This is a genomic window from Streptomyces sp. NPDC054757, assembly GCF_053612185.1.
Window position 1 is genome coordinate 157,563 of record NZ_JBSHBW010000011.1, and the last position, 22,179, is coordinate 179,741.

General features: G+C 67.5%; 22 protein-coding genes and 3 pseudogenes. 12 read left to right on the forward strand and 13 right to left on the reverse strand.

Going from position 1 to position 22,179, the window contains the following annotated elements:
* Positions 1-13 precede the first annotated feature (13 nt).
* The gene (locus ACWGKJ_RS16230; protein WP_385023754.1) at positions 14-478 is read left to right on the forward strand and encodes a MarR family transcriptional regulator; all 465 of its coding nucleotides are present in this window, start codon (positions 14-16) and stop codon (positions 476-478) included.
* Positions 479-1,559: 1,081 nt separating this feature from the next.
* The gene (locus tag ACWGKJ_RS16235; protein WP_385023756.1) at positions 1,560-2,588 is read left to right on the forward strand and encodes a NucA/NucB deoxyribonuclease domain-containing protein; all 1,029 of its coding nucleotides are present in this window, start codon (positions 1,560-1,562) and stop codon (positions 2,586-2,588) included.
* Between the two features lie 16 nt (positions 2,589-2,604).
* Here ACWGKJ_RS16235 and ACWGKJ_RS16240 read toward each other — a convergent pair whose 3' ends face one another.
* Positions 2,605-3,060, reverse strand: a complete 456-nt coding sequence (locus ACWGKJ_RS16240; protein ID WP_385023758.1) for a hypothetical protein — start codon at positions 3,058-3,060, stop codon at positions 2,605-2,607.
* Positions 3,061-3,509: 449 nt separating this feature from the next.
* On the opposite strand from ACWGKJ_RS16240, the pseudogene ACWGKJ_RS16245 reads away from it, so the two are divergent.
* Positions 3,510-3,841, forward strand: a pseudogene (locus ACWGKJ_RS16245) (transposase); the annotation flags it as partial.
* An 89-nt stretch (positions 3,842-3,930) separates the two neighbouring features.
* Here ACWGKJ_RS16245 and ACWGKJ_RS16250 read toward each other — a convergent pair.
* Positions 3,931-4,095, reverse strand: coding sequence for a hypothetical protein (locus ACWGKJ_RS16250; RefSeq protein WP_385023760.1), 165 nt, complete (start codon positions 4,093-4,095; stop codon positions 3,931-3,933).
* Entirely contained in the window at positions 4,092-4,502 is a 411-nt protein-coding gene (locus ACWGKJ_RS16255) for a hypothetical protein (protein ID WP_385023762.1), read from the reverse strand. Before ACWGKJ_RS16255 ends, ACWGKJ_RS16250 begins: the two co-directional genes overlap by 4 nt.
* A gap of 162 nt (positions 4,503-4,664) precedes the next feature.
* On the opposite strand from ACWGKJ_RS16255, the gene ACWGKJ_RS16260 reads away from it, so the two are divergent.
* The 3 genes from ACWGKJ_RS16260 to ACWGKJ_RS16270 are packed head-to-tail and all read left to right on the forward strand — an operon-like array spanning position 4,665 to position 5,873.
* A complete protein-coding gene (locus ACWGKJ_RS16260; RefSeq protein ID WP_385023764.1) occupies positions 4,665-5,618 on the forward strand; it encodes a helix-turn-helix domain-containing protein in 954 nt (317 codons plus the stop codon).
* The gene (locus ACWGKJ_RS16265; protein ID WP_385023766.1) at positions 5,575-5,691 is read left to right on the forward strand and encodes a DUF397 domain-containing protein; all 117 of its coding nucleotides are present in this window, start codon (positions 5,575-5,577) and stop codon (positions 5,689-5,691) included. Before ACWGKJ_RS16260 ends, ACWGKJ_RS16265 begins: the two co-directional genes overlap by 44 nt.
* Positions 5,691-5,873, forward strand: coding sequence for a DUF397 domain-containing protein (locus ACWGKJ_RS16270; RefSeq protein ID WP_385023768.1), 183 nt, complete (start codon positions 5,691-5,693; stop codon positions 5,871-5,873). Before ACWGKJ_RS16265 ends, ACWGKJ_RS16270 begins: the two co-directional genes overlap by 1 nt.
* A 3-nt stretch (positions 5,874-5,876) precedes the next feature.
* Here the strand turns inward: ACWGKJ_RS16270 and ACWGKJ_RS16275 are convergent, their stop codons facing one another.
* On the reverse strand, positions 5,877-7,292 hold the full coding sequence (locus tag ACWGKJ_RS16275) for a DHA2 family efflux MFS transporter permease subunit (protein ID WP_385023770.1): 1,416 nt from the start codon (positions 7,290-7,292) through the stop codon (positions 5,877-5,879).
* Between the two features lie 65 nt (positions 7,293-7,357).
* On the opposite strand from ACWGKJ_RS16275, the gene ACWGKJ_RS16280 reads away from it, so the two are divergent.
* Positions 7,358-8,089 (forward strand): ArsR/SmtB family transcription factor, encoded by a 732-nt coding sequence (locus ACWGKJ_RS16280; protein WP_385023772.1) that lies wholly within the window; start codon positions 7,358-7,360, stop codon positions 8,087-8,089.
* A gap of 39 nt (positions 8,090-8,128) precedes the next feature.
* On the opposite strand, the gene ACWGKJ_RS16285 is transcribed toward ACWGKJ_RS16280, so the two are convergent.
* The 4 genes from ACWGKJ_RS16285 to ACWGKJ_RS16300 all read right to left on the reverse strand — a co-directional run bounded on the left by ACWGKJ_RS16285 (position 8,129) and on the right by ACWGKJ_RS16300 (position 14,035).
* Positions 8,129-9,289, reverse strand: a complete 1,161-nt coding sequence (locus tag ACWGKJ_RS16285) for an acyl-CoA dehydrogenase family protein (RefSeq protein ID WP_385023774.1) — start codon at positions 9,287-9,289, stop codon at positions 8,129-8,131.
* A gap of 2 nt (positions 9,290-9,291) precedes the next feature.
* On the reverse strand, positions 9,292-10,233 hold the full coding sequence (locus ACWGKJ_RS16290) for a hydroxymethylglutaryl-CoA lyase (RefSeq protein ID WP_385023776.1): 942 nt from the start codon (positions 10,231-10,233) through the stop codon (positions 9,292-9,294).
* Positions 10,230-12,320, reverse strand: a complete 2,091-nt coding sequence (locus ACWGKJ_RS16295; RefSeq protein WP_385023778.1) for an ATP-binding protein — start codon at positions 12,318-12,320, stop codon at positions 10,230-10,232. The genes ACWGKJ_RS16290 and ACWGKJ_RS16295 overlap by 4 nt, the downstream gene beginning before the upstream one ends.
* Before the next feature lie 92 nt (positions 12,321-12,412).
* Positions 12,413-14,035 carry a carboxyl transferase domain-containing protein gene (locus ACWGKJ_RS16300; RefSeq protein WP_385023780.1) on the reverse strand — a complete coding sequence of 541 codons (1,623 nt, stop codon included), beginning with the start codon at positions 14,033-14,035 and terminating at the stop codon, positions 12,413-12,415.
* Positions 14,036-14,221: 186 nt separating this feature from the next.
* On the opposite strand from ACWGKJ_RS16300, the gene ACWGKJ_RS16305 reads away from it, so the two are divergent.
* Both ACWGKJ_RS16305 and ACWGKJ_RS16310 read left to right on the forward strand, forming a co-directional pair.
* Positions 14,222-14,863: an SACE_7040 family transcriptional regulator gene (locus ACWGKJ_RS16305; RefSeq protein ID WP_385023782.1), complete on the forward strand. Its 642-nt coding sequence runs from the start codon at positions 14,222-14,224 to the stop codon at positions 14,861-14,863.
* A 137-nt stretch (positions 14,864-15,000) separates the two neighbouring features.
* Complete coding sequence (locus ACWGKJ_RS16310) at positions 15,001-15,783, forward strand: phosphatase (protein ID WP_385023784.1); 783 nt, start codon at positions 15,001-15,003, stop codon at positions 15,781-15,783.
* A gap of 60 nt (positions 15,784-15,843) precedes the next feature.
* Here ACWGKJ_RS16310 and ACWGKJ_RS16315 read toward each other — a convergent pair whose 3' ends face one another.
* The gene (locus tag ACWGKJ_RS16315; RefSeq protein ID WP_385023786.1) at positions 15,844-16,365 is read right to left on the reverse strand and encodes a hypothetical protein; all 522 of its coding nucleotides are present in this window, start codon (positions 16,363-16,365) and stop codon (positions 15,844-15,846) included.
* 18 nt (positions 16,366-16,383) lie between these two features.
* Between ACWGKJ_RS16315 and ACWGKJ_RS16320 the strand changes: the two are divergent.
* Positions 16,384-16,495 (forward strand): annotated as a pseudogene (locus tag ACWGKJ_RS16320) (IS5/IS1182 family transposase); the annotation flags it as partial.
* On the forward strand, positions 16,492-16,752 hold the full coding sequence (locus tag ACWGKJ_RS16325; protein ID WP_385023788.1) for a hypothetical protein: 261 nt from the start codon (positions 16,492-16,494) through the stop codon (positions 16,750-16,752). The pseudogene ACWGKJ_RS16320 and the gene ACWGKJ_RS16325, both read left to right, overlap by 4 nt.
* Before the next feature lie 1,195 nt (positions 16,753-17,947).
* On the opposite strand, the gene ACWGKJ_RS16330 is transcribed toward ACWGKJ_RS16325, so the two are convergent.
* A complete protein-coding gene (locus ACWGKJ_RS16330; RefSeq protein ID WP_385023792.1) occupies positions 17,948-18,076 on the reverse strand; it encodes a hypothetical protein in 129 nt (42 codons plus the stop codon).
* Positions 18,077-18,935: 859 nt separating this feature from the next.
* Between ACWGKJ_RS16330 and ACWGKJ_RS16335 the strand changes: the two genes are divergently transcribed.
* Positions 18,936-19,562, forward strand: a complete 627-nt coding sequence (locus ACWGKJ_RS16335) for a hypothetical protein (protein WP_385023794.1) — start codon at positions 18,936-18,938, stop codon at positions 19,560-19,562.
* Positions 19,563-19,653: 91 nt separating this feature from the next.
* Here ACWGKJ_RS16335 and ACWGKJ_RS16340 read toward each other — a convergent pair whose 3' ends face one another.
* The 3 genes and pseudogenes from ACWGKJ_RS16340 to ACWGKJ_RS16350 form a co-directional block, all read right to left on the reverse strand.
* Entirely contained in the window at positions 19,654-20,526 is an 873-nt protein-coding gene (locus ACWGKJ_RS16340; RefSeq protein WP_385023796.1) for an acyl-CoA thioesterase, read from the reverse strand.
* Between the two features lie 82 nt (positions 20,527-20,608).
* The gene (locus tag ACWGKJ_RS16345) at positions 20,609-21,766 is read right to left on the reverse strand and encodes an acyl-CoA dehydrogenase family protein (protein WP_385023798.1); all 1,158 of its coding nucleotides are present in this window, start codon (positions 21,764-21,766) and stop codon (positions 20,609-20,611) included.
* Between the two features lie 181 nt (positions 21,767-21,947).
* Positions 21,948-22,160: pseudogene (locus ACWGKJ_RS16350) on the reverse strand (VapC toxin family PIN domain ribonuclease); the annotation flags it as partial.
* Between the last annotated feature and the right edge of the window lie 19 nt (positions 22,161-22,179).

Sequence of the window (22,179 nt, forward strand, 5' to 3'; positions counted from 1 at the left end):
CACGGAGGGGTACGTGGGCATGACATTGAGGGAGTACGCGCAAGAGGAGCTGGCTGCTCAACCCATCGGCGCATGGACCGGCGAAGCGTCCCGGCTGGTGGTCGGAGCCATCCGTGCGCAGTTGGCGGTGGAGGGCCTTACGCAGCCGCACTGGTGGACGCTCAACCACGTCGCCGGAGCGCCTGGCACGTGGACTCGCGCAGCTTTGATCGAGCGGCTGGCGAAGTGGGACGACCTCGGGATCGACTTCAACGGTGTCTTCGACGACCTGATCGCCCGTGGCTGGCTGACGGAGGAAGCAGGGTTCATGAAGTTGACCGAGGCGGGGGAGGACGGGCGCGTCCGGGCCACGGAGCGCAGCCTGCGCGTGCACCGGCAGGTTCACGAAGACATTGACACGGCCGACTTCGTGACCACGATCAACGTCCTGCGCCGGATGGTCGCGAACCTGGGTGGTGAGGGCAACCTGCCCGACTGACGGGGTGCCCAGGCGGCTTGACTACGAGTCCGTCGCTCCGGCGAGGTGTGTACTGGTGGGGCGCACGTGCTCCGGGAACGAGAACGGGCAAACCGCCTACCGTCACGCGGTGCTGGTCGTCGTCAATCGCGGCCTCCCCGTCGTCGCCATCGACGGCGGGGAGGGCACGCGTGTCGCGGTAGTGCTCAGGTCAGTGCCGGCTCGACCGGGTCAGTTCTGAGCGGCGTTGTTGTACCCCACCAGATTGACGGTCCCTGAGGGCACGCCCACGTGAGCTGCGGCCTGTGCGGCCCTCCAAGATGGTGACGGCGTGGGAGCCGCCGATGGAGGTGGATCGGATCCGCCATCGCCGGAGCGCAGACGGCGACCTCTGGACCGTAGTCGGAGGGCCGGGCATATTCGCCGTTAAGGCGTGTTTCAGTTGGCGAGTGCGCTGTAGTTGACGAGGCTGGTGGCGATAGCGGTGAAGTGACCATGTAGGACACGCTCCAACTAACTCCACTGGCCAGCAGGCTGTGGATCATATGCGCCAAGCGCCAAATGGAGACGCATTCCGCATCGCGGTGTCGTGCACCCCTGAACTGCAGCGGCCGCCCCTCGGTTGCCTTCCGTCACAACAGTAATTCTGGCCATTGCGTAGATATCTCCGCCGGGAACTTTCGTATGCTGATAGACCAATGGGGCCAAGTCACCCGGTCGAAGGACAAAAATGATCCCCGTTGCACAATCGAGGGCGCATAGATACGGCATCACAGTGCTGGCGCTGCTCGTACTGGCGTCAGTCGCCATGCCAACGTCTTGGGCGCGAGCCGACACAAGTAGAAGACCTGCCGTTCAAAACCGCGTGCTACCCCTGATGTCTCCAGCTCAGATACGGAAGCTGATGGCTGATCCAGCTCGTGTGAATGCCATACGCGAGCTGTCCGTGGGGCAGGGAGGGACGCTCCCGCGTGAGGTTGTCGGCCCCACCGCCGACTACGCTCAGCGGTCTACCCACGCAGCAGCCCAGTACGTGCCAGGTAAGCCTGTCATCCGGCCAACTGCCGTAGGAGCCATCAGCTACCCAGAACCTTCACACACTATGACGTGGAAGGAGTGCGCTGACGGACTCGGAACAACAAATGCCGTCTACATAAAATCGCGCTTTGCCGTCTGCTCTGGTGCGTCGTTCTTCCAGACATGGACTGTCAACGGGCGTCCCAGCGGGGAAAGCGCATTCAATATTCGGGTCGTCGGCACAATCCCGCTTAACAGCCGCACCATCACGTACACCTACTACTACACCGAGTTCCAGATGACAGGTACCACCGGAGCGCCGGCCATGGGTGTAACCACCTCAGGCACGATTCCCTTCATGTATCCGTCGACAGCCAAGTCCAAGCAAGCTGGCACCGCGCTACCCACTACCAAAACCTTCACCCAGCTCAAGACGGCAGGCACCTTCGCGCAGACACAGAACGCCGCTGCGGGCCAGGGCACTTCCGGCAGCACCGACGCGATCTTCGGCGTATATCAGCCCAAGGTGAACCTCACCCCTCCAGCCGGCTACACCATGGAGGGTGCTCGGGAGGGAAGCCCCTTCATGTTCGCTCCCCGCTGGGACAAGGCGTCCTACCTCAACTCTTCCACCACCGGCGCTGCAGTCTTCAGCCTCCTCACGCCTATGCGCTACAGCAAGGCAGCTGGAGCCCCTGAGCGCGCCGTCGCACTCCACATAGAGAAGGCATTCAAGACGCCGAACCTCACCAAGCCGCCCAGCTCCACCAAGAAGGTCCCTGGGAAGACAACCGACGCCCCACTTACGCGCCTATATACTGATACGAAACGCCGTGAAGCCAACCGCTCTGAAGCCATCAAGGCGTGCAAGAAGTACTTCGGAGCCGACTACCCCACCGGTGGTAACGACTGCGACGAATACCCCTTTGCAACTACGTACGAGGGGGCCGCAGGCGCTCTCTACGATCCACACCAACTCACAAACAACTTCAGCGTTATGCCGCTGAATGCTACGCAGAACCAGGCTGCTGGGATCCTCTTAGGCCAGTTCCTCACCAAGGTCCGCCTCATCGACGGCCCCGATGACGGGTTTCTCGTGCAGATCACACCCTGATGCTGCGGCCCAGCGATCATCGCGCAGGCCATAGCTGAACGAGGTATTTTTCCACTCCATGAGGCACGCCCTCCTGGGCGCGACGAGCCACTTCGTCGCGCCCAGCGGCGTACATGCGCGCGCTCCACACCAAAGGTTCGGCCGCCAAGTCAAGAATGTAGGGCATTGGGCCGCCCGCCACCGCCCAGACCCGCACCTTCCCAGACTGGTACGAGACCTCAAATTCGCTCGAAATATCCCAACCCAAGGACAACGTGGGGCAGTTGTCCCATACCTCGACAATCAAATCTGCCGTGTGCGTATGTCCCGCGCTCCGTACATCAATGCGCCCAGGTGAAGCAGAAACAAAATCAACCGACTCAAACCCTTCCGGCCACTGCACAGGAACGGCTGTATCGTCGGCATCCTGCAAACAGAACCCGTAGAAGTCGACCATAACTGGAACTTCATGACGGGTCAGGCGGTGCGCCATTTATGAACCTCCATATTCTCTGAATATAAAGTGCCCTGGCTCGCTGTAACTTCCCCATGCGAAAGGCGCCCCGGGCGACGAGAAGCCGTCATATCTGGTTCTCGGCAGCGCCCCCGGGCTCCGCTCCTGAGGGGGTCAACCCAACTGCGGAGCAAGGGCAATCAAGGGCATGGTGGGCAGGTGAGGCTGTCATGAGGTGACCGTAGCCGGTGTCGCGCTCCTCCAGCGCGGTCCACAAGTTTCGGGTTGCCTTCGTGGACCGCGTCGCCCGCCACCCACATGGCCTGGTGGTCGACAACCGGAAAGGGAGTGACTGACCTCGGGCTTTCTGCGACTGGGTGTCCGATACATGATCGGAAACGCGAAGAACGCTCCTGACCTGCAACGATAGGGCTTGTCTAGAGTCCAGGGCGTCGCATGTAAGAAGCACTCATCAGGTAAAGCAGCGTATCGGTTTCTATCCACATGTCCGCATCAAGGGCGGTGGCCGGTCGGTGGCTCCCGGGCCGGAGGAGCGCTGCTGGTCGAGACCGTCCGCAAGAGCGGCCGGGACACCGCGATATCGGCGGCGCTCTCGCCGTGGTGGCGTCTCCGGGCGTTGCATGATCCGGGCAGGATCCTGCTGAACGTGGCCCTGACGGTCGCACTGGGCGGGGACTGCCTCGCGGATGTCGGGATGCTGCCGGCCGTGTTCGGGCCGGTGGACTCCGATCCGACCGTCTCCCGGCTCATCGACAAGCTCGCCGCGGGCGGACCGAAAACTCTGACGGCGATCAGGGCGACGGACGGGCGACGGATGTCTCGGCCTGCTTCATCGTCCAGGCTGGCCTCTTGGTGAGGTCCCTTGGGGCCGCGGGTGGGGATAGCGGCTCAGGGCGCGGGTTGGCGGGCCGTCATCGCCACGGCGATCACGGCCAGCAGACCACCGACGCTGCCGACCATGAGCACCCCGCCCCAGAACGCACCGTCCGACGTCACTTTCCAGCCGTCCGTCCGCCGTGCGCGCCGATCCGGGCGGCGGGCGTGACGGCTCATGTGCGGTGCTCCTGCTCCTGGTGACGCCGGAGCAGCACACTGGAGTCGGTCTCCGCGCTGCCGTCGAACCGCGCGCGGGCGCGGTCACGTTGCCCGGCGAGATCCGCGCAGGTCTCGCAACCCGGTACGGGGAGCGGCGGGCGGCCCACGTCGAAACGGGGCAGGGCCGACGCGTCCCGGGTGCGGTCGTTGGCGGCCCGCACCCCGGCGCTGATCCGTTCCGCCGGGGTGGCCGGACGGATGTGCTCCGGGTCGGCCTGCCACACGGGTCCGCCGCCCAGGGGGCGCAGTGTCGCGTACGCCACGTTCTCCCGGAACTCCCCGACCCGCCCTGTCGCCGGGTCGTAGACGAGCGCCCCGCGCGCCGGAGGCGTCACCCCTGCCGCCTCGTCCGCCTGCCGTGCCATATGTCACTCCGTAGGCTATTTCTGCTGATTTGTTCGTTTGCGCTCGCGTGGCCTGGTCCGCCAACTACTGTGCGTAGGGAAAGCGTTGCCCGCTGGAGTGAGCGGACGCAATGCTGATCGCGTGCCACTGGGCAACTGTCACGAAGCGCGGAGGGGGACGGCGTGAATCGACGGAACGCGGCGGGGGGTACGGCCGCGACCACGGCGGCAGTCTTCGGTGAGGTGCTCAAACACTTCCGCGAGGCGGCGGGGCTCACGCAGGAGGGGCTGGCGCGCGAGATCCCGTGCGACCGTTCGCACGTGGCACGCGTGGAGGCGGGCACGCGGGTGCCGCAGCGGGATTTCGCGGAGAAGTGCGACCGGCGACTCAACACCGGCGGGGTGTTGTCCCGCATGTGGGAACGGATCGACTGGTACGCGGAGGTGGAGCATCCGGACTGGTTCCAGCGCAGGGCTGACATGGATGCCGAGCTGGTCTCGCTGCACGCCTACCAAACTCAGGTCATGCCGGGCCTGTTGCAGACCGAGGAGTACGCCAGGGCGCTGTATTGCCGTCGAGTCGCGGACACCGAGGAAGTCGAGAAGCTTGTGAAGGCACGAATGAGCAGGCAGGCGCGTTTCCTTGCTCCGGACGCGCCTTTGTACGTCGCCGCGCTCGATGAGAGCTGCCTACGTAACGTGATGGGAAATACAGCCGTCATGCGTGATCAATGCGCTCACCTCCTGGGAGTCGGACGGCACCCCACTATCCGCATCCAGATTGTTCCGGCCGGCGTGCCGGAACTCGGGCGGCCCGACACCTCCATGTCCTTGATCAGGCTTTCCGACGGGCACGAGTGGGTCTACTCGGAATCCCTGGACCGGGGCCATTTCACCGACGATCCGGCCGTCTTCGCGCGGCACAGGCAGACCTATGATGTGCTCAGGGCAGACATCTTGTCGGCTCAGGAGTCCGCTGCTCTGATCAGTGAAGTGATGGAAGGGTACGGGAGCCATGAACAGGCACGACCTCAGCGCGGCGACGTGGGTGAAGAGCAGCTACAGCGGCGCCAACGGCGGCGACTGCGTAGAGGTGGCCCCCGGATTCGCCCGCGTCGTCCCCGTCCGGGACAGTAAGCGCCCGGACGGCCCGGTCATGGTCTTCGAGCGGGCGGCCTGGGCGGTGTTCGTCTCAACATGGAGCGGCTGATGTGGGTCAAGAGCAGCTACAGCGACAACAACGGCGGCGACTGCGTAGAGGTGGCCCCCGGATTCCCCGGCGTCATCCCCGTCCGGGACAGTAAGAACCCGGACGGCCCGGCGCTGGTGCTTGGGCAGCGCGCCTGGGCCACGTTCGTATCAGGCGTCCAGTGCGGTGAGTTGAAGCACTGACCTTCACGTCTGTGTGCCCCGCCCATCGGCGGAGCCCCGTACGAACAGGGCGGCGACCACCGCGGCGGCCACGAAACCTGCTGCCCCCACCGACACCGCGGTGTGCAGGCCGCCCAGGAAATCTCCCGCGACCAGCGTGCCGAAGACCGCGACGCCGATGGCGCTGCCGAGCTGGCGTGCGGCGTTGAAGGCCGCGGCCGCAGCCCCGCCGCGGCTGTCGGGAACGGTCTCCATCACCGCCGCAGTGGAGGCCGGCATGGTGAACGCGGTGCCGAATCCCGCGGCAGCCATCGGGGCGACCAGCGCCGGGTACGACGTCTGCGGACCGGCGACAAGCCAGCCTGCCAGGCCCGCGGCTCCCGCCGTCAGACCCGCCACCATGGGCAGCCGCGGCCCGGTGCGTGCCGTGATCCGTCCCGCCACAGCGGAGGAGAGGGCGACGACCCCCACCAGCGGCAGCAGCGCGAACCCGGTGCGCAGGGCGCTGTAGTGATGCATCCGCTGGAAGTACAGCGGGGCGAGGAACAGCAGCCCGTAGAAACCGATGTTGAGCAGCACGCCGATGGCCACCGACGCGCTGAAGTCCCTGCTACGGAAGAGCGAGAGGGGCAGCATCGGCGCGATGGAACGCCGCTCCAGCAGGACGAAGGCCAGGCCGCCCGCGAGGGACGCCGCGAAGGCGCCGAGGACGACGGGGTGCGTCCAGTGCAGCGCCCCCGCCTCGATGAGCCCGCCGGTGAGGCAGGCCAGCCCCACGGCCATCGCGGCCTGCGCCAGTACGTCCAGTCCCGGCCGGGCGGCGGAGCGGGCGGTCCGGGTGTGCGTGGACGGTACGTACCGCACGGTCAGGGCGAGCGCGACCGCCCCGACGACGATGTTGACGAGGAAGATGGACCGCCAGCCGAACCCGGCGACGAGGACACCGCCGACGACAGGCCCGGCCCCCGCGGCGAGACCGGAGACCGCAGCCCAGACGCCGAAAGCTCGTGCGCGTGCGGCCTTGTCCGGATAGGCGGACTTCAGCAGCGCCAGCGAAGCCGGGACCATCAGCGCCGCTCCGATGCCCTGCACCAGCCGCGCAAGGATGAGCCCCGACGCGGTGGGAGCGGCGCCGCAGCCCGCGGAGGCGAGTGTGAAGACCAGCAGTCCGACCAGGACGACCGACCTGCCGCCGAGCTTGTCACCCAGCCCGCCGCAGAACAGCAGCAGCCCGGCGAACACCACGCTGTAGCCGTCCACCACCCACTGCAGCCCGGTCACCGAGGTGTGCAGGGCGGTGCCGATGACCGGTACGGCCACGGAGACCACCGTGACATCCAGGATGACCATGAAGTAGCCGAGGCAGATGGCCACGAGGGGCAGTGCCGCGTGCCGCGCTCTGCCCGCCGGCTCATCCGCCGGCCGATCGTTTGTCGCCATACGGCCAGTGTGGTGCCGGATCATTACGCCCATGGGCGAAACGTCCTCGACATACCCTGGACGACATGGACAAGGCCCGTACCGAAACAGATGTGGCGCATGTCGCGGCGGCGATCGGCGACCCCTCCCGGGCCAAGGTGCTGATGGCCCTCGCGAGTGGCGGCGCTCTTCCGGCCAGTGCGCTCGCAGCCGAGGCCGGGGTCAGCAATTCCACCATCAGCCGCCATCTCGCCAGGCTCCGCGAGGCCCGGCTGCTGACCGTCGAGCTGGACGGACGCCACCGCTACTACCGGCTGGCCACCACCGATGTCGCCCGTGCACTCGAACAACTCGCCCGCCTGGCACGCCCGTTGCCACCGAACTCGCTCAGCGCGGACACTCGGGCGAAGGCATTGCTGCGCGCCCGGCTCTGCTACGACCACCTGGCCGGACGCCTCGGAGTCGCCCTGATGGACGCCCTGCTGGAGCAGGCCGTTCTCACCGCCGATGAGACACAGCGCGGTGATGGTTCCACGGACGTCAGCTATCTGCTCACGCCCCGAGGCCGACGGGAACTCGGCATCGTCGGCGTCGACGTGGATGCCCTGCCCCGGCGGCGCGCCACGGTCCGCTACTGCGTCGACTGGTCCGAACAGCGCCACCACCTGGCAGGGGCACTCGGTGCCGCGATCACCGGCCGCCTGTTGGCGCTCGACTGGCTCCGCCGTGGAAAGTACCGCCGCGTCGTCCGTCTCACCGACACGGGCCGGGAGCGGCTGGAGACGGCGTTCGGTGTGCGGGTCGACCAGGTCGGGTGACCGGCCTCCCCGGCACACCGGCCGCACCACAGGACCCCGTCACGAGCCCGAGGGCAGCCCCAACTCCCGTGCGATCAGCATCCGCTGGACCTCGCTCGTGCCCTCGCCGATCTCCAGGATCTTGGAGTCGCGCCACATCCGGGCCACCGGGTACTCGTTCATGAAGCCGTACCCGCCGTGGATCTGGGTCGCCTCGCGGGCGTTGTCCACCGCCACCGTCGAGGAGTACAGCTTCGCCAGCGCCGCCTCCTTCTTGAACGGGTCGCCGCTCACCAGCCGCGAGGCCGCGTCGCGCCACGAGACGCGGGCCGTGTGGGCCTTCATCTCCATGTCCGCGATCTTGAACTGGATGGCCTGGTTGTCGCCGATCGGGCGGCCGAAGGCGTGGCGCTGCTTCGCGTACGCCACCGACTCGTCCACGCAGCCCTGCGCGAGGCCCGTCGCCAGGGCGGAGATCGCCACCCGGCCCTCGTCGAGGATGCGCAGGAACTGGGCGTAACCGCGGCCCTCCTCACCGAGCAGGTTCGCCGCGGGGACCCGTACGTCCGAGAAGGACAGCTCACGGGTGTCCGATGCGTTCCAGCCGACCTTGGAGTACGGGGCCGCCACCGTGAAACCGGGGGTGCCCGAGGGGACGATGATCGCGGAGATGCGCGGGCGGCCGTCCGGCTTGCGGCCGGTGACCGCGGTGACCGTGACCAGGCCCGTGATGTCCGTACCGGAGTTGGTGATGAAGCACTTGGAGCCGTTGATCACCCAGTCGTCTCCGTCGCGCACCGCCGTGGTGCGGGTGCCGCCCGCGTCCGAGCCGCACTCCGGCTCGGTCAGGCCGAAGGCGCCCAGGATCTCGCCCGAGCACATCCGGGGCAGCCACTCACGCTTCTGCTCGTCGGTGCCGAAGAGGAAGACCGGCATCGCGCCCAACGAGACGCCTGCCTCCAGGGTGATCGCCACCGACGAGTCGACGCGGGCCAGCTCCTCAAGGGCGATGCCCAGGGCGAGGTAGTCGCCGCCCATCCCGCCGTACTCCTCCGGGAACGGCAGCCCGAACAGGCCCATCCGGCCCATCTCGCGGACGATCTCGTACGGGAACTCGTGGCGCTCGTAGAAGTCGCCGATCTTGGGGGCGATCACATCGTGCGCGAACGCCTCGACCGTGCGGCGGAGTTCTTCGTGTTCGGTGCTGAGTCGGTGGTCCATCGTTACTGCTCCTGGTGGGAGAGGGCGCGTACGGTGCGGGACGGGCTGGGTCGGCCCAGTTGTCCGGCCATCCACACGCTGGTGGCGGTGAGGCGGCCGAGGTCGACACCGGTCTCGATGCCGAGTCCTTCGAGCATCCAGACGAGGTCTTCGGTGGCGAGATTGCCGGTGGCGGACTTCGCGTACGGGCAGCCGCCGAGGCCGCCCGCCGACGCGTCCACCGTGGTCACGCCGTACTGGAGCGCGGCCAGCGTGTTGGAGAGCGCCTGGCCGTAGGTGTCGTGGAAGTGCACGGCGAGCGCGTCGGTGCCGACGCCCGCCTCGTTGAGGCCGGTGAGCAGGGCCCGTACGTGGCCTGGTGTCGCCACTCCGATGGTGTCGCCGAGGCTCAGTTCGTCGCAGCCGAGGTCCCGCAGCCGCCGGGTGACCGCGACCACCCGGTCGACCGGGACCGGGCCCTCCCAGGGGTCGCCGAAGCACATCGAGAGATAGCCGCGCACCTGGAGCCCGGCGTCGCGGGCCTTCGCGACGACCGGTTCGAACATGGCGAGCGACTCGTCCACCGTGCGGTTCAGATTGGCCTTGGCGAAGGACTCGGTGGCGCTGCCGAAGACCGCGATCCGCCGGGCGCCCAGCTCCAGGGCGCGGTCCAGGCCCCGGCTGTTGGGCACCAGGACCGGCAGGTCCACCCCCGGGATGTCGTCGAGCTGTGGGAACAGCTGCCCGGCGTCGGCCAGTTGGGGCACCCACTTCGGGTGGACGAAGCTGGTGGCCTCGATGGTCGTCAGGCCCGCCGCCGCCAGGCGGTGGATGAACTCCGCCTTCACCTCGGTCGGTACGACCGTCTTCTCGTTCTGCAGCCCGTCGCGCGCACCGACCTCGTGGATACGGACCCGGGGCGGCAGCCCCTCCGCCGGTACGGGCATGGGCAGACCGTCGGTCATGACTCCTCCTGCGGGATTCCGGCCGGGGCGCCGGTCGGGTCGCCGGTCTGGTCGCCGACCGGGATGCTGCCCGGGAGGACATCGGCCGGGGCCGCGGTCGGGACGTCGGCGGGGGTCCCCGCCGGGACATCTGCCGGACTCGCGGCCGGGACGTCCAGGGCGTCGGCCGGTGTCACGACCACCAGCACCTGGTCCATCGCGACCGTCGTGCCGGGGGCGACGTCCAGCTCCGTGACGGTGCCCGCGTGCGGTGCGGTGATCAGGTGCTCCATCTTCATCGCCTCGACCACCAACAGGCCCTGACCGGCTACTACTTCGTCCCCGGTGGCGACCTTGACCAGGGTGACAGTGCCCGGCATCGGCGCGGTGAGCGAACCGGCCCCGCCCCGCCCGGCCGCCGCGTCCAGCGTGGTCTGTACGGGGTCGTGGTCCTGGACGTGCCAGGCGTCGCCGTCCCGGCCGAGCCAGTCCCCGGCGCGGTGGAAGGTGTGCACGGTCCCGTCGACCGTGACCGACACCGTGTCCGGCGTGACCCGGCCCGAGCCACCGGCCCGTACCGCCTCGTGCCCGGGGATCTGGAGCCACTGCGCCACCGGCAGCGGGTCGCCGCCCAGCCGCCAGCCGCTCGGCACCGAGAACGGGTCGGTCCAGCCGGAGGCGTCCGGCCCGGGGGCCAGCCGGGCGGCCCTTACCGCGGCCGCCGCCGTGTACACCTCGGGCGGCACGGTGTCCGGCACCAGACCGTCCGCCTCCCGCTCCACCAGACCGGTGTCCAGCTCGCCCGCCACCACCGCCGGATGGGCGAGCAGTCGCCGCAGGAAGCCCGCGTTGGTCGGGACGCCCAGCGTGACCGTGCCGGCCAGCGCCGCCCGCAGCCTGCGCAGCGCGGTGGGGCGGTCGGGGCCGTACGCGATGACCTTCGACAGCATCGGGTCGTAGCGGCTGCCGACCTCCACCCCTTCGCTGAGGCCCGAGTCGGTCCGTACGCCATGGCCCTGCGGCTCGCGCAGCGCCAGCACCGTGCCGCCGGACGGCAGGAAGCCGCGGGCCGGGTCCTCAGCGCAGAGCCGCGCCTCGATGGCGTGCCCGGTGAGCGTGATGTCCTTCTGCCCGTATGGCAGTTGCTCTCCGGCGGCGACCCGCAGCTGCCACTCCACCAGGTCGATACCGGTGATCAGCTCGGTCACCGGGTGCTCGACCTGGAGACGGGTGTTCATCTCCATGAAGTAGTACGAGGAGGGGTCGTTGCCGGGGACGATGAACTCCACCGTGCCCGCGCCCGTGTACCCGCAGCTGCGCGCGGCCTGGACCGCCGCCTCGCCCATCGCGGACCGGGTTGCCTCGTCCAGCAGGACCGACGGCGCCTCCTCGATGATCTTCTGGTGGCGGCGCTGGAGGGAGCACTCGCGCTCACCGAGGTGCACGACGTTCCCGTGGGCGTCCGCGAGTACCTGGATCTCGATGTGGCGCGGACGGTCGATCCACCGCTCCACCAGCAGGGTGTCGTCGCCGAACGAGGACCGGGCCTCGCGCCGGGCCGATGCGATCTCGTCGGCGAGCAGCGCCTCGTCGCGTACCAGGTGCATGCCCTTGCCGCCGCCGCCCGCCGACGGCTTCAGCAGCACCGGCATCCCGATCTCCCGTGCGGAAGCGGCCAGTTCGGCGTCCGAGAGGCCGCTGCCCGACGAGCCGGGGACCACCGGGACCCCTGCCGCCCGCACCGTCGCCTTGGCCCGGATCTTGTCGCCCATCAGGGAGATCGCGGAGGCGGGCGGCCCGATGAAGACCAGGCCCGCATCGGCGCACGCCTGCGCGAACTCCGCGTTCTCGGCAAGGAATCCGTACCCGGGATGGACCGCCTGCGCGCCGGAGCGCGCCGCCGCGTCCAGCAGCCGCTCCACCGAGAGATAGCTCTCGGCTGCGGGCGCCGGACCGAGCCGGACCGCGGTGTCCGCCTCCCGTACGTGCCGGGCGTCGGCGTCCGCGTCGCTGTAGACGGCGACCGAGCGGATGCCCAGCTCCCGCAGCGTACGGATGACGCGTACGGCGATCTCGCCCCGGTTGGCGATCAGAACGCTGTCGAACATGTCCACCCTCATCAGATCTGCCGTCGTCACCGCATTCGCCACCCTCGTCACGTCTGCCACACCCCTCGCATCCGCCACACGAGCCACACCCATCACATCCGGAAGACGCCGTAGCCGGGCGCCGTACGGTCCTTCTCGGCCAGCGGGGCGTTGGCGCAGGCGGTCAGCGCGAGGCCGACGACCTGGCGGGTCTCCAGCGGGTCGATCACCCCGTCGTCCCAGAGCCTGGCCGTGGCGTAGTAGGCGTTGCCCTGCTGCTCGTACTGGGCGCGGACCGGGGCCTTGAACGCCTCCTCGTCCTCGGCGCTCCAGTCGTCGCCCAGCTGGTCGCGCTTGACCGTGGCCAGGACGGAAGCGGCCTGCTCGCCGCCCATCACGGAGATCTTGGCGTTCGGCCACATCCACAGGAAGCGCGGCGAGTACGCCCGCCCGCACATCGAGTAGTTCCCCGCGCCGTACGACCCGCCGACGACCACCGTCAGCTTCGGCACCCGGGTGCAGGCCACCGCCGTCACCATCTTGGCGCCGTGCTTGGCGATGCCGCCCGCCTCGTAGTCACGGCCGACCATGAAGCCGGAGATGTTCTGCAGGAAGAGCAGCGGGATGCCGCGCTGGTCGCACAGCTCGATGAAGTGCGCGCCTTTCTGGGCGGACTCGGCGAAGAGGATGCCGTTGTTGGCCACGATGCCGACCGGATGGCCGTGGATCCGGGCGAAGCCGGTGATCAGCGTCGTACCGAATTCCGCCTTGAACTCGGCGAACCGGGAGCCGTCCGTGATCCGGGCGATCACCTCCCGTACGTCGTACGGCGTACGGGAGTCGACCGGCACCGCGCCGTACAGCCCGGCCGGGTCGACCGCCGGCTCCTCCACCGGCTCCACGGACCAGGGGAGCGGGGTGCGCTCGGGCAGGGTGGAGACGATGGTCCGGACGATGCGCAGCGCGTGCGCGTCGTCCTCGGCGAGGTGGTCGGTGACTCCCGAGGTCCGCGCGTGCACCTCGCCGCCGCCCAGTTCCTCGGCCGTGACGACCTCGCCGGTCGCGGCCTTCACCAGCGGCGGGCCGCCGAGGAAGATCGTGCCCTGGTTGCGGACGATCACCGCTTCGTCGCTCATCGCAGGGACGTACGCGCCGCCCGCGGTGCAGGAGCCGAGCACGGCGGCGATCTGCGGGATGCCCGCGCCCGACATCCGGGCCTGGTTGTAGAAGATCCGGCCGAAGTGGTCACGGTCGGGGAAGACCTCGTCCTGCATGGGCAGGAAGGCGCCGCCCGAGTCGACCAGGTAGACACAGGGCAGCCGGTTCTCCAGGGCCACCTCCTGGGCGCGCAGATGCTTCTTCACGGTCATCGGGTAGTACGTGCCGCCCTTGACCGTGGCGTCATTGGCGACCACGACCACCTCGCGGCCGCTCACCCGGCCGATACCGGCGATGACCCCGGCGGCGGGCGCCGATCCGCCGTACATGCCGTCGGCGGCCAGCGGTGCCAGTTCCAGGAAGGGCGAGCCGGGGTCGAGCAGGGTGTCCACACGGTCGCGCGGCAGCAGCTTCCCGCGCGCCACATGGCGGGCCCGCGACTTCTCGCCGCCGCCGAGGCGTGCGGTGGCCAGCCTGGTCCGCAGCTCGTCGGCGAGCGCTCCGTGCGCCGCCTCGTTGGCCTGCCAGGCCTCCGAAGCGGGATCGGCCGCGCTCGTCAGGACTGGTGCCTGCCGCATGGGTCGGGCCCCCTCTGCTCGCTCGTGTTCTCTTCTGGTTTCTCTTCTGGTGCTTCTCTGACCGAGTTCTCACCGATTGGGTTGATCGGTTCGGTCCGACCATCCCTACCCGGTCCGGGCGGTTAGTGATCGTTAACTCCTGCGGTCAGGTTAACGCTCGCTAACCCCGCTGTCTAGAATGGAGCCATGAGCAGCAGGACGGACGCCCCGACGCGGCGCGAGCAGATCCTCAAGGAGGCGGCGCGCCTCTTCGCCGAGCGCGGTTTCCACGGCGTGGGCGTCGACGAGATAGGGGCGGCGGTGGGCATCAGCGGCCCCGGCCTCTACCGCCACTTCGCGGGCAAGGACGCGATGCTCGCCGAGCTGCTCGTCGGGATCAGCGAGCGGCTGCTCGACGGCGGCCGGATGCGCGCCGGGCAGGCCGTGGGAGGCCCGGCGGCGGTGCTGGCCTCGCTGATCGACGGGCACATCGACTTCGCGCTTGACGACCGCCCGCTGATCACCGTCCACGACCGGGAGCTGGACCGGCTGCGCGACAGCGACCGCAAGGCGGTCCGCAGGCTTCAGCGGCAGTACGTCGAGCTGTGGGTGACCGTCGTACGCGAGCTGTACCCGCACACCCCGGAGCAGGAGGCCCGCGCGGCCGTGCACGCCGTCTTCGGCCTGCTGAACTCCACCCCGCACCTCGGCACCGGCGGCCTCCCCGGGCGTACCGCCACCGGGGTACTGCTGCGCCGCCTGGCCCACGGGGCTTTCGAGGCGCTGGATGACCAGGCACCGGAGCAAGTGGCGGGCGCGGCCCCGGACCGGACTCCGGCGGCGGGCTGACGTACGCGCCGGAGCGGGTGAGCGGGGCCGGCCGGCACTGTCCGTCGTCGTCGCCACGCCCCCGCCCGCCGCCGACACCGAGGTGTCGCCCCCGATACCGGACTGACGGGGAGAAGCCCTGACGGCACAATGGGCTCATGCCGATACCCAGCCGCGCCGAACTCGTCGACCACCTCGTCCGCACCCGCATCGCCGGGAACGTCGCCACGCCCCGGGAGAACAACCTCTCCCACTACCGCAAGCTCTCCAACGGCGACCGGCACTTCTGGCTGGGGCTCGAACTCGGTGACCGCTGGGCGGACGAGCAGGACGTACTCGCCGTCATGGCCGAGCGCTGCGGCGTCAACGACGACCCCGGCCACCGGCAGGGCCAGGACACCATCGACCCGGAGCTGACGGTCGACGCCCTGGACCGGATGGCCGCCCGACTGCGGAAGGCCGCCGAGGGCAACGAGAGCGTGCTGTTCGCCACCGGCCACCCGGGGGGCCTCCTCGACGTCCACCGGGCGACGGCCGACGCGCTACGTGCGGCGGGCTGCGAGATCGTACGGATCCCGGGCGGGCTCAGCGCCGACGAGGGCATGGTCTTCCAGTTCGCCGACGTGGCCATGCTGGAGCGCGGCGCGACCCTCTGGCACACCCACTCGCCCGAGCCGATGCGCGCCATCCTCGACGGCCTGGAGCGCGCCGGCCGACCGCTGCCCGACCTGGTCGTGGCCGACCACGGCTGGGCAGGCTGCGCGGGCCAGCGCGGCCTCGACTCGATCGGCTACGCGGACTGCAACGACCCGGCCCTGTTCCTGGCCGAGGCCGAGGGCACCCTCCAGGTCACGATCCCCCTGGACGACCACGTCATGGACCCGCGCTTCTACGACCCGATGACGGCGTATCTGCTCGATGCGGCGGGGCTGGGCGGCTGACTGGGGCGTGAGGGGCGGCGCTTGGTGCAGTCTGCCCGGTGGGCAGACGCGCCGTATTTCTCAATTCGAAGGCGGTGGTGTCCCCTGCGGCCAGATGCAGGGCGACGAGACACCGATCGACAACCATCCGTTGTCGCTGGGCTCAAGGGCGATAAGGAAGTCGTCCGGTTTGCTGCCGCCATGGATTTCTGGCCTGTCTGTACCGATCTCGGTGGTTGATGTGATCAGGTCGCCCTTCTTCTTCCACAGCCGGAGAATCTGCTGCCCGATACTCCGGTTGTCAGCCTTGCTGATCCCGCGCAGCCAATAACCACGTGAGACCACAAGGCGCTTCTCCGAACCCCCGTCGGTGGGGTCCAGGCACTGAGTATCGGCAGAGCCGGGCTGGTAGATTTCCAGCCTTGGCCTGGGTGTGAGCTCGTCGACGGTCTCACGGACAATTTGCTCCGCACGAGCAACAGCCTGCTTGTGCGTGATCGTCTCATGACTCTTCGGCCGAACTGTTTCGCTCCGGGAGCACCCCATGAGGGCGAGCGCGAGGAGCACCATCGTGGAGGCGATTCGTCGGGTTGTTCCCGCCATGAGTGCACCGTGGACCGGCTCCACGACTTCAAACACCTCCGCATCCGCCGGGAGTTGCCGAGTCGACATCCACGAAGTCTCCCTCAAGCTCGCCTGCTGCCTGATCACCCACCGCCAGATCAACTCATGATGTTAGCCGTCGTAAGAATCATCGGTTCTGGTAGTGGCGAAAACGACGATCACGAGGCCACCCAAGAGGCCCGCGCCGGCGAAGAGCAGAGCCGCCTGGGCAAGGGTGCCATCGAGCAGCCCTACAGCCGTAGCTGTTACCCCGAGGACGGCAGTCGTCACGGCTGTGCCGACTATTGTGGTAAAGGCCCCCTTCTTACCCCTTCTGCGCATTTTGGTCTCCTCGACTATTTACCCGAAAAAGATGGAGTCAACTGACCCTGACCTAAGCAGTGAGCGCGTCCGGCACGGCTCATCAACACCTACAGAGACAGCGGGACCTACAGAGACAGCGGGTGGGTCATTTTTTAATGCTCTCGGCAGATCCAAAATATTTCTCGGGAGCTACGGATACCGAGCTGTCGCAGCAGTAAATTGTCTCACAAACGGTCACTTTGGTTTGTTCGCTTGATGTACGAATAAATCAAAAATCCCGCAGATGCCAGCATGAAAATTCCCAGCCCTATAAACATCCCTCCGCGTGACCCTCCTCCTGCCCAACCTTCGAGAATCGAACCAAATCCTATCGCCAGTATGATCAGGATGAAAATTATGTAGTTTCTCTCTGGTGCTTTCATTGTTTGCGTCCTTCCAAGGTGCCTCGGTAAGGGTGTCTACCGGTGTCGGGCCTTTATCGGCTCGGCACCGGTAGACCGGAGTTTCATTTCTCCCGTAGGGGTGGCCCGCCATGAGCCGACAAGAGGGAGAGTTCGGAACCTCTAAAATCCTAATCGGCTGACTACCCCTGGAAGATTGTGTTGGATTCAGCCGTAGGTATAAACCTGGGCTGAATTCTCACTCTCGGCGCCCGGACTTATCTGGAGTCAGGGGCCGCTCAGTGCGGTCCTCGACGTTTCTTGGATCGATATAGCAAGAAAATTACACCAGCGCATACGAGCAGAACAAGAAATATCAGTGGTGCCAGAGTGAGCAAGAGATGTCCGAAACCATCAGGATCGGCGGATGAGAGGTTCATTCTCTTCTCTTTCGCTATTCATGATTTACACTTGCTGCGAGTTCCTGTGGTTTGCAGACCATGTGACCCGCCGTAACTTAAATGCCTGATTCTTGCAGCCGAAAACACAGATTTCTGCTGAGAGTTCCCAGGTTTTTGTGCCCGTAGGGTTGGTGTTGTTGATAAGCTTGTCGTCAGCGTAAGCGTTTCGGTTTCCGTTGCCTGGGGCAGATAGGTGCCGCCGACAAAAAAGTAGGAGTTCTGTGGCCCGGTAATTCCGCCTTTTTCAGTGCGGCAGTTACTTAAGGCATCGATCGCAAAGTGGGGAACTAATACAGGAATCCAGTCACGTAAAGGATTCTCCAGTATTGCGCTAGTCGACCCGATGGTCAAGAATTCTGTTTGATTCGAAGATTCGAATAATATTGAGGAGGAGGGTTGCCCAGCCTCCCCCTCGGGTTAGCTGCGCCTCTTGATGTACGCCACAGCGATGATGATCGCGAAGAAGACGAATATCCCGATCGCTGCATACGGGGTCCAGGAAGGGCCGTCGGGGCGGTCGCTCTGGGCCAGCAGCAGTGCTCGCATTATTTTCCTTCCGGCTCGAATTCAGAAGGTGCACTTAGCGCTTGCGGAGCACTTGCCGGAATCTCCTCCAGTTCCGATGCTTTCCGAACCGTCGGTTGCGACAGCGAGTTCGGCTGGGCTGAGGCCGTCCCCACATGTGACGACGCGCCCCCTGGCACGTCGTCACATGCTCATCACAGATAACTCACGGAAGCTAACGTTCCGTCAATACTGGCTGCGAGTAACTGATCTAACTGAGCGTTAATGAAGGAGTTTGATACATGGAACCTTCGATAGCTGCCTCAGATCCGCATGGGCCCTTGTAAATGCCTGTTGCTGTACGGCAATTATTGTCATGTGAAAGCTTCTGGCGCTTGTGTGATTCATGCCACGTGCATAGTTCCCCGAAGGGCGGTAACACCCCTCCAGATCTGCTCAGAACCTCCACGAGACGCAAAGAAGTCGTATGACCACCACGTTCATCGTCCTCGGGGCCTGGGTCGTGCTCTCGGTCCCTCTCGGGCTGCTCCTCGCCCACCACACGCACCGCAGACCCCAGGCGCCTCCACCGGAGCCTGACTCATCCGGCTTCCCCGACGAGCCAGCCCTATCACTGGGACACAACTTGGGTTCCCCGTAGTGGCCCTGATGCGGCATCGAGCCGTGCTTGCGGGATCTACGAGCGCACCTGCGATGAAGACCGGTTACGGACCGCTCCGCGTGTGCCTCCGCAAACACCGACGCTGTAGCGTTTGGCGCAGCCGTTCGCCCCCCGCCCGGCTTGTACTCACCGATGGGCAACCAGCCGGGCGCAACACCGTGTGAGGAGCAGAGAGTCATGACACGACCCATGACACGACCAGAGTCCGGTAAGAGGGGGATGGGCTACGCAGCCGCGGCCGCGTTGCTGGCGGCGGTGCCGCTCGTGGCGGCGTGTTCGGGCGGTTCGCATTCCTCCTCCGCCTCGCACAGCGACAGTCCTTCCCCGTCGGGAAGCCCGACGGACAGCTCTGGCGGCTCGGCGGGTGGCGGTGCCGGTGCCGGTGCGCAGAAGGGCAGCCAGTCCACCGTGTCCTCCGCCGTCGGTGCCTGGGTCGGCGCGATCATCGAGAAGGACGCGAAGCAGGCGTGTCTGCTCTCCGCGGCGCCCGGTAGCGATTCGGCGCCGAAGGCTACGACTCCCCAGATGTGCGACGCGGCGACGTTGAAGAAGATGGCCCCCGGTCTGAACGCCATGAGCAAGGCGTTCACACCGCAGAACGCCTCCGGCAAGCCGACCGTGAAGGTCGACGCGCCCACGCCCAAGGCCGACAAGGCCGTCGTTCCTACGGCCAAGATCACCGTCGACGGGAAGTCCTTGCGGGCCAGCATCCTGGCCCGCTCGCACAACGTGGACCCGAAGTCCTTCACGGCCAAGGTGATGGCCGACCGGATCGACGGGAAGTGGTACGTCGGGGACTTCGACGTGCACTCCGGAAACCAGACACTGCGGCCCGAAGGGCAGTAGCCGACCCGACCGGGTGCCTGGCGCCTGCTGATCCGCCCCGGGTGCCCTGACGGCTGCCGACCCGCCCCCGGGGCCCAGGGTCTCCGGGCCCTCACCTCGGGACCCGGATCACGCCCTCCTGGATCACCGTGACCGCCAACTGCCCGTCCTGGGTGTAGATCCGGGCCTGTCCGAGGCCGCGGCCACCGGACGACGACGGGGACTCCTGGTCGTACAGCAGCCACTCGTCGGCCCGGAACGGGCGGTGGAACCACATCGCGTGGTCCAGGCTGGCGCCTACCACGTCGCCGACCGCCCAGCCGCCCCGGCCGTGCGCCAGCAGCACCGAGTCGAGCAGCGTCATGTCGGAGACGTACGTCGCGAGGCAGACATGCAGCAGCGGGTCGTCCGCCAGCTTGCCGTTCGTGCGGAACCAGACCTGCGAGCGCGGCTCGCGCGGGGTGCCGACGCTGCCGAACGGCGGGGCGTCCACGTACCGCAGATCGACCGCGGCGCGCGCCTCGATCAGCCGGTCCACGACCCCCGGCTCCAGGAAGCGGTCCGCGTACCGGGGCAGCATCTCGGCCGCCGTGGGCAGCGTCTCGGGGGCGGGCGCGGCCGGCATGGCCAGCTGGTGGTCGAGCCCCTCCTCGTACGTCTGGAACGATGCCGAGAGGTGGAAGATCGGCTGCCCGTGCTGGACGGCGACCACCCGGCGCGTGGTGAAGGAGCGGCCGTCGCGGATGCGGTCGACCGTGTACACGATCGGTGCGCCCGGGTCGCCGGGGCGCAGGAAGTACGCGTGCAGCGAGTGCGCGGTCCTGTCGTCGGGCACGGTGCGCCCGGCGGCGACCAGGGCCTGGGCGGCGACCTGGCCGCCGAAGACGCGCGGCACGACGGCGGAGCGGCTCAGACCGCGGAAGATGTCCTGCTCGATCCGCTCCAGGTCGAGCAGATCGAGCAGGGACTCAAGTGCCTGGTTCATGGGGCCATTTCTACAAGTTCTACAAGCTCTGCACCTTCTACAAGGTGTTCTCTGCCGCTTGTCGCCGGCTGTCCCGGCCGGTCTAGAGGCCCATGTTCTTCGCGATGATCATCTTCATGACCTCGCTGGTGCCACCGTAGATCCGGTTGACCCGGTTGTCGGCGTAGAGGCGGGCGATCGGGTACTCGTTCATGTAGCCGTAACCGCCGTGCAGCTGGAGGCACTTGTCGATCACGCGGTGTGCGACCTCGGTGGTGAAGAGCTTCGCGGAAGCGGCCTCGGCCGCCGACAGCTCGCCCTGGTCGTGCGCCTCCAGGGCGCGGTCGCAGACCGCTTCGGCCGCGTCCACCTCGGCCTTGCAGGCGGCCAGCTCGAACTTGGTGTTCTGGAAGGAGGCGACGGTCTTGCCGAAGACCGTGCGGTCCTGGACGTACTCCTGCGCGAACCGGACGGCCGCGGCGGCCTGCGCGTACGCGCCGACGGCGATGCCGAGACGCTCCTGCGGCAGGTTCTGGCCGAGGTAGGAGAAGCCCTTGTTCTCCTCGCCGAGCAGATCGCCGACCGGGACCTTCACGTCGGTGAAGGAGAGCTCGGCGGTGTCGGAGGTCTTCAGGCCGAGCTTGTCCAGCTTGCGGCCGACCGCGTACCCCTCGGACTTGGTGTCGACGACGAGCAGGGATATGCCGTACCTGCGGTCCTCCGGGGTCGGGGCGGCCGTGCGCGCGCAGACGATCACGCGGTCGGCGTGCACACCGCCGGTGATGAAGGTCTTGGCGCCGTTGAGCACGTAGTGCGTGCCGTCGTCCGAGAGCTTGGCTGTGGTCTTCATCCCGGCCAGGTCGGAACCGGTGCCCGGCTCGGTCATGGCGATGGCGTACATCGAAGCGCCGCTGACGAAGTCGGGCAGCCAGCGCTTCTTCTGCTCCTCGGTGGCGTACGCCTTCAGATACGGCAGACAGAGCGCGACGTGCACACCGGAACCGCCGAAGGAGACACCGGCGCGTGCGCACTCCTCGGAGATGATCGCCTGGAACTTGAAGGACTCCTCGCCCGCACCGCCGAACTCCTCGGGCACCTCGATGCCGAAGATCCCCAGCTCACCGAGCTTGTAGTAGAACTCGCGCGGCGCCTGGCCGGCCGCCAGCCACTCGTCGTACACGGGCACGACCTCGGCCTCGATGAAGGCCCGGATGGTGTCCCGGAACGCCTCGTGGTCCTCGTTGTAAACGGTACGGCGCACGGAAGGCTCCTCTGCGGTTCTGGCGTGGCCCCGGGGTCTGGTCGGCCCGGTCGGCCGCTCCTGCTAAGCGCTTGCTCAGTCGAAGTTACCGGGAGGTCACCGGGGCTGTCCAGGGTGAGACCGAGCACGCTGCGGGGCGGGCGTCCGGTGCGGTAGGCCCGTGTGCGCCGCGTCGGGGACCGTCGGGCAGCAGCCGGAACGCCTGGTGGCCGGTCAGCGGCCTCACGGCCCTGAAGTCCCGGCGGTCCAGGGTCAGGACGCAATCGGTCTCGTACGCCTCGGCGAGTACGACGTTCACCGCGTCGGCGAGATCCAGCACCAATGCGCTGTGGCGGTTCTGGACTCCTCGCGCCTTGCGCAAGGTCTCGGCGGTCACCTCGGGGATGGGCACACGCAGGGTGCGGGTGTTCTTC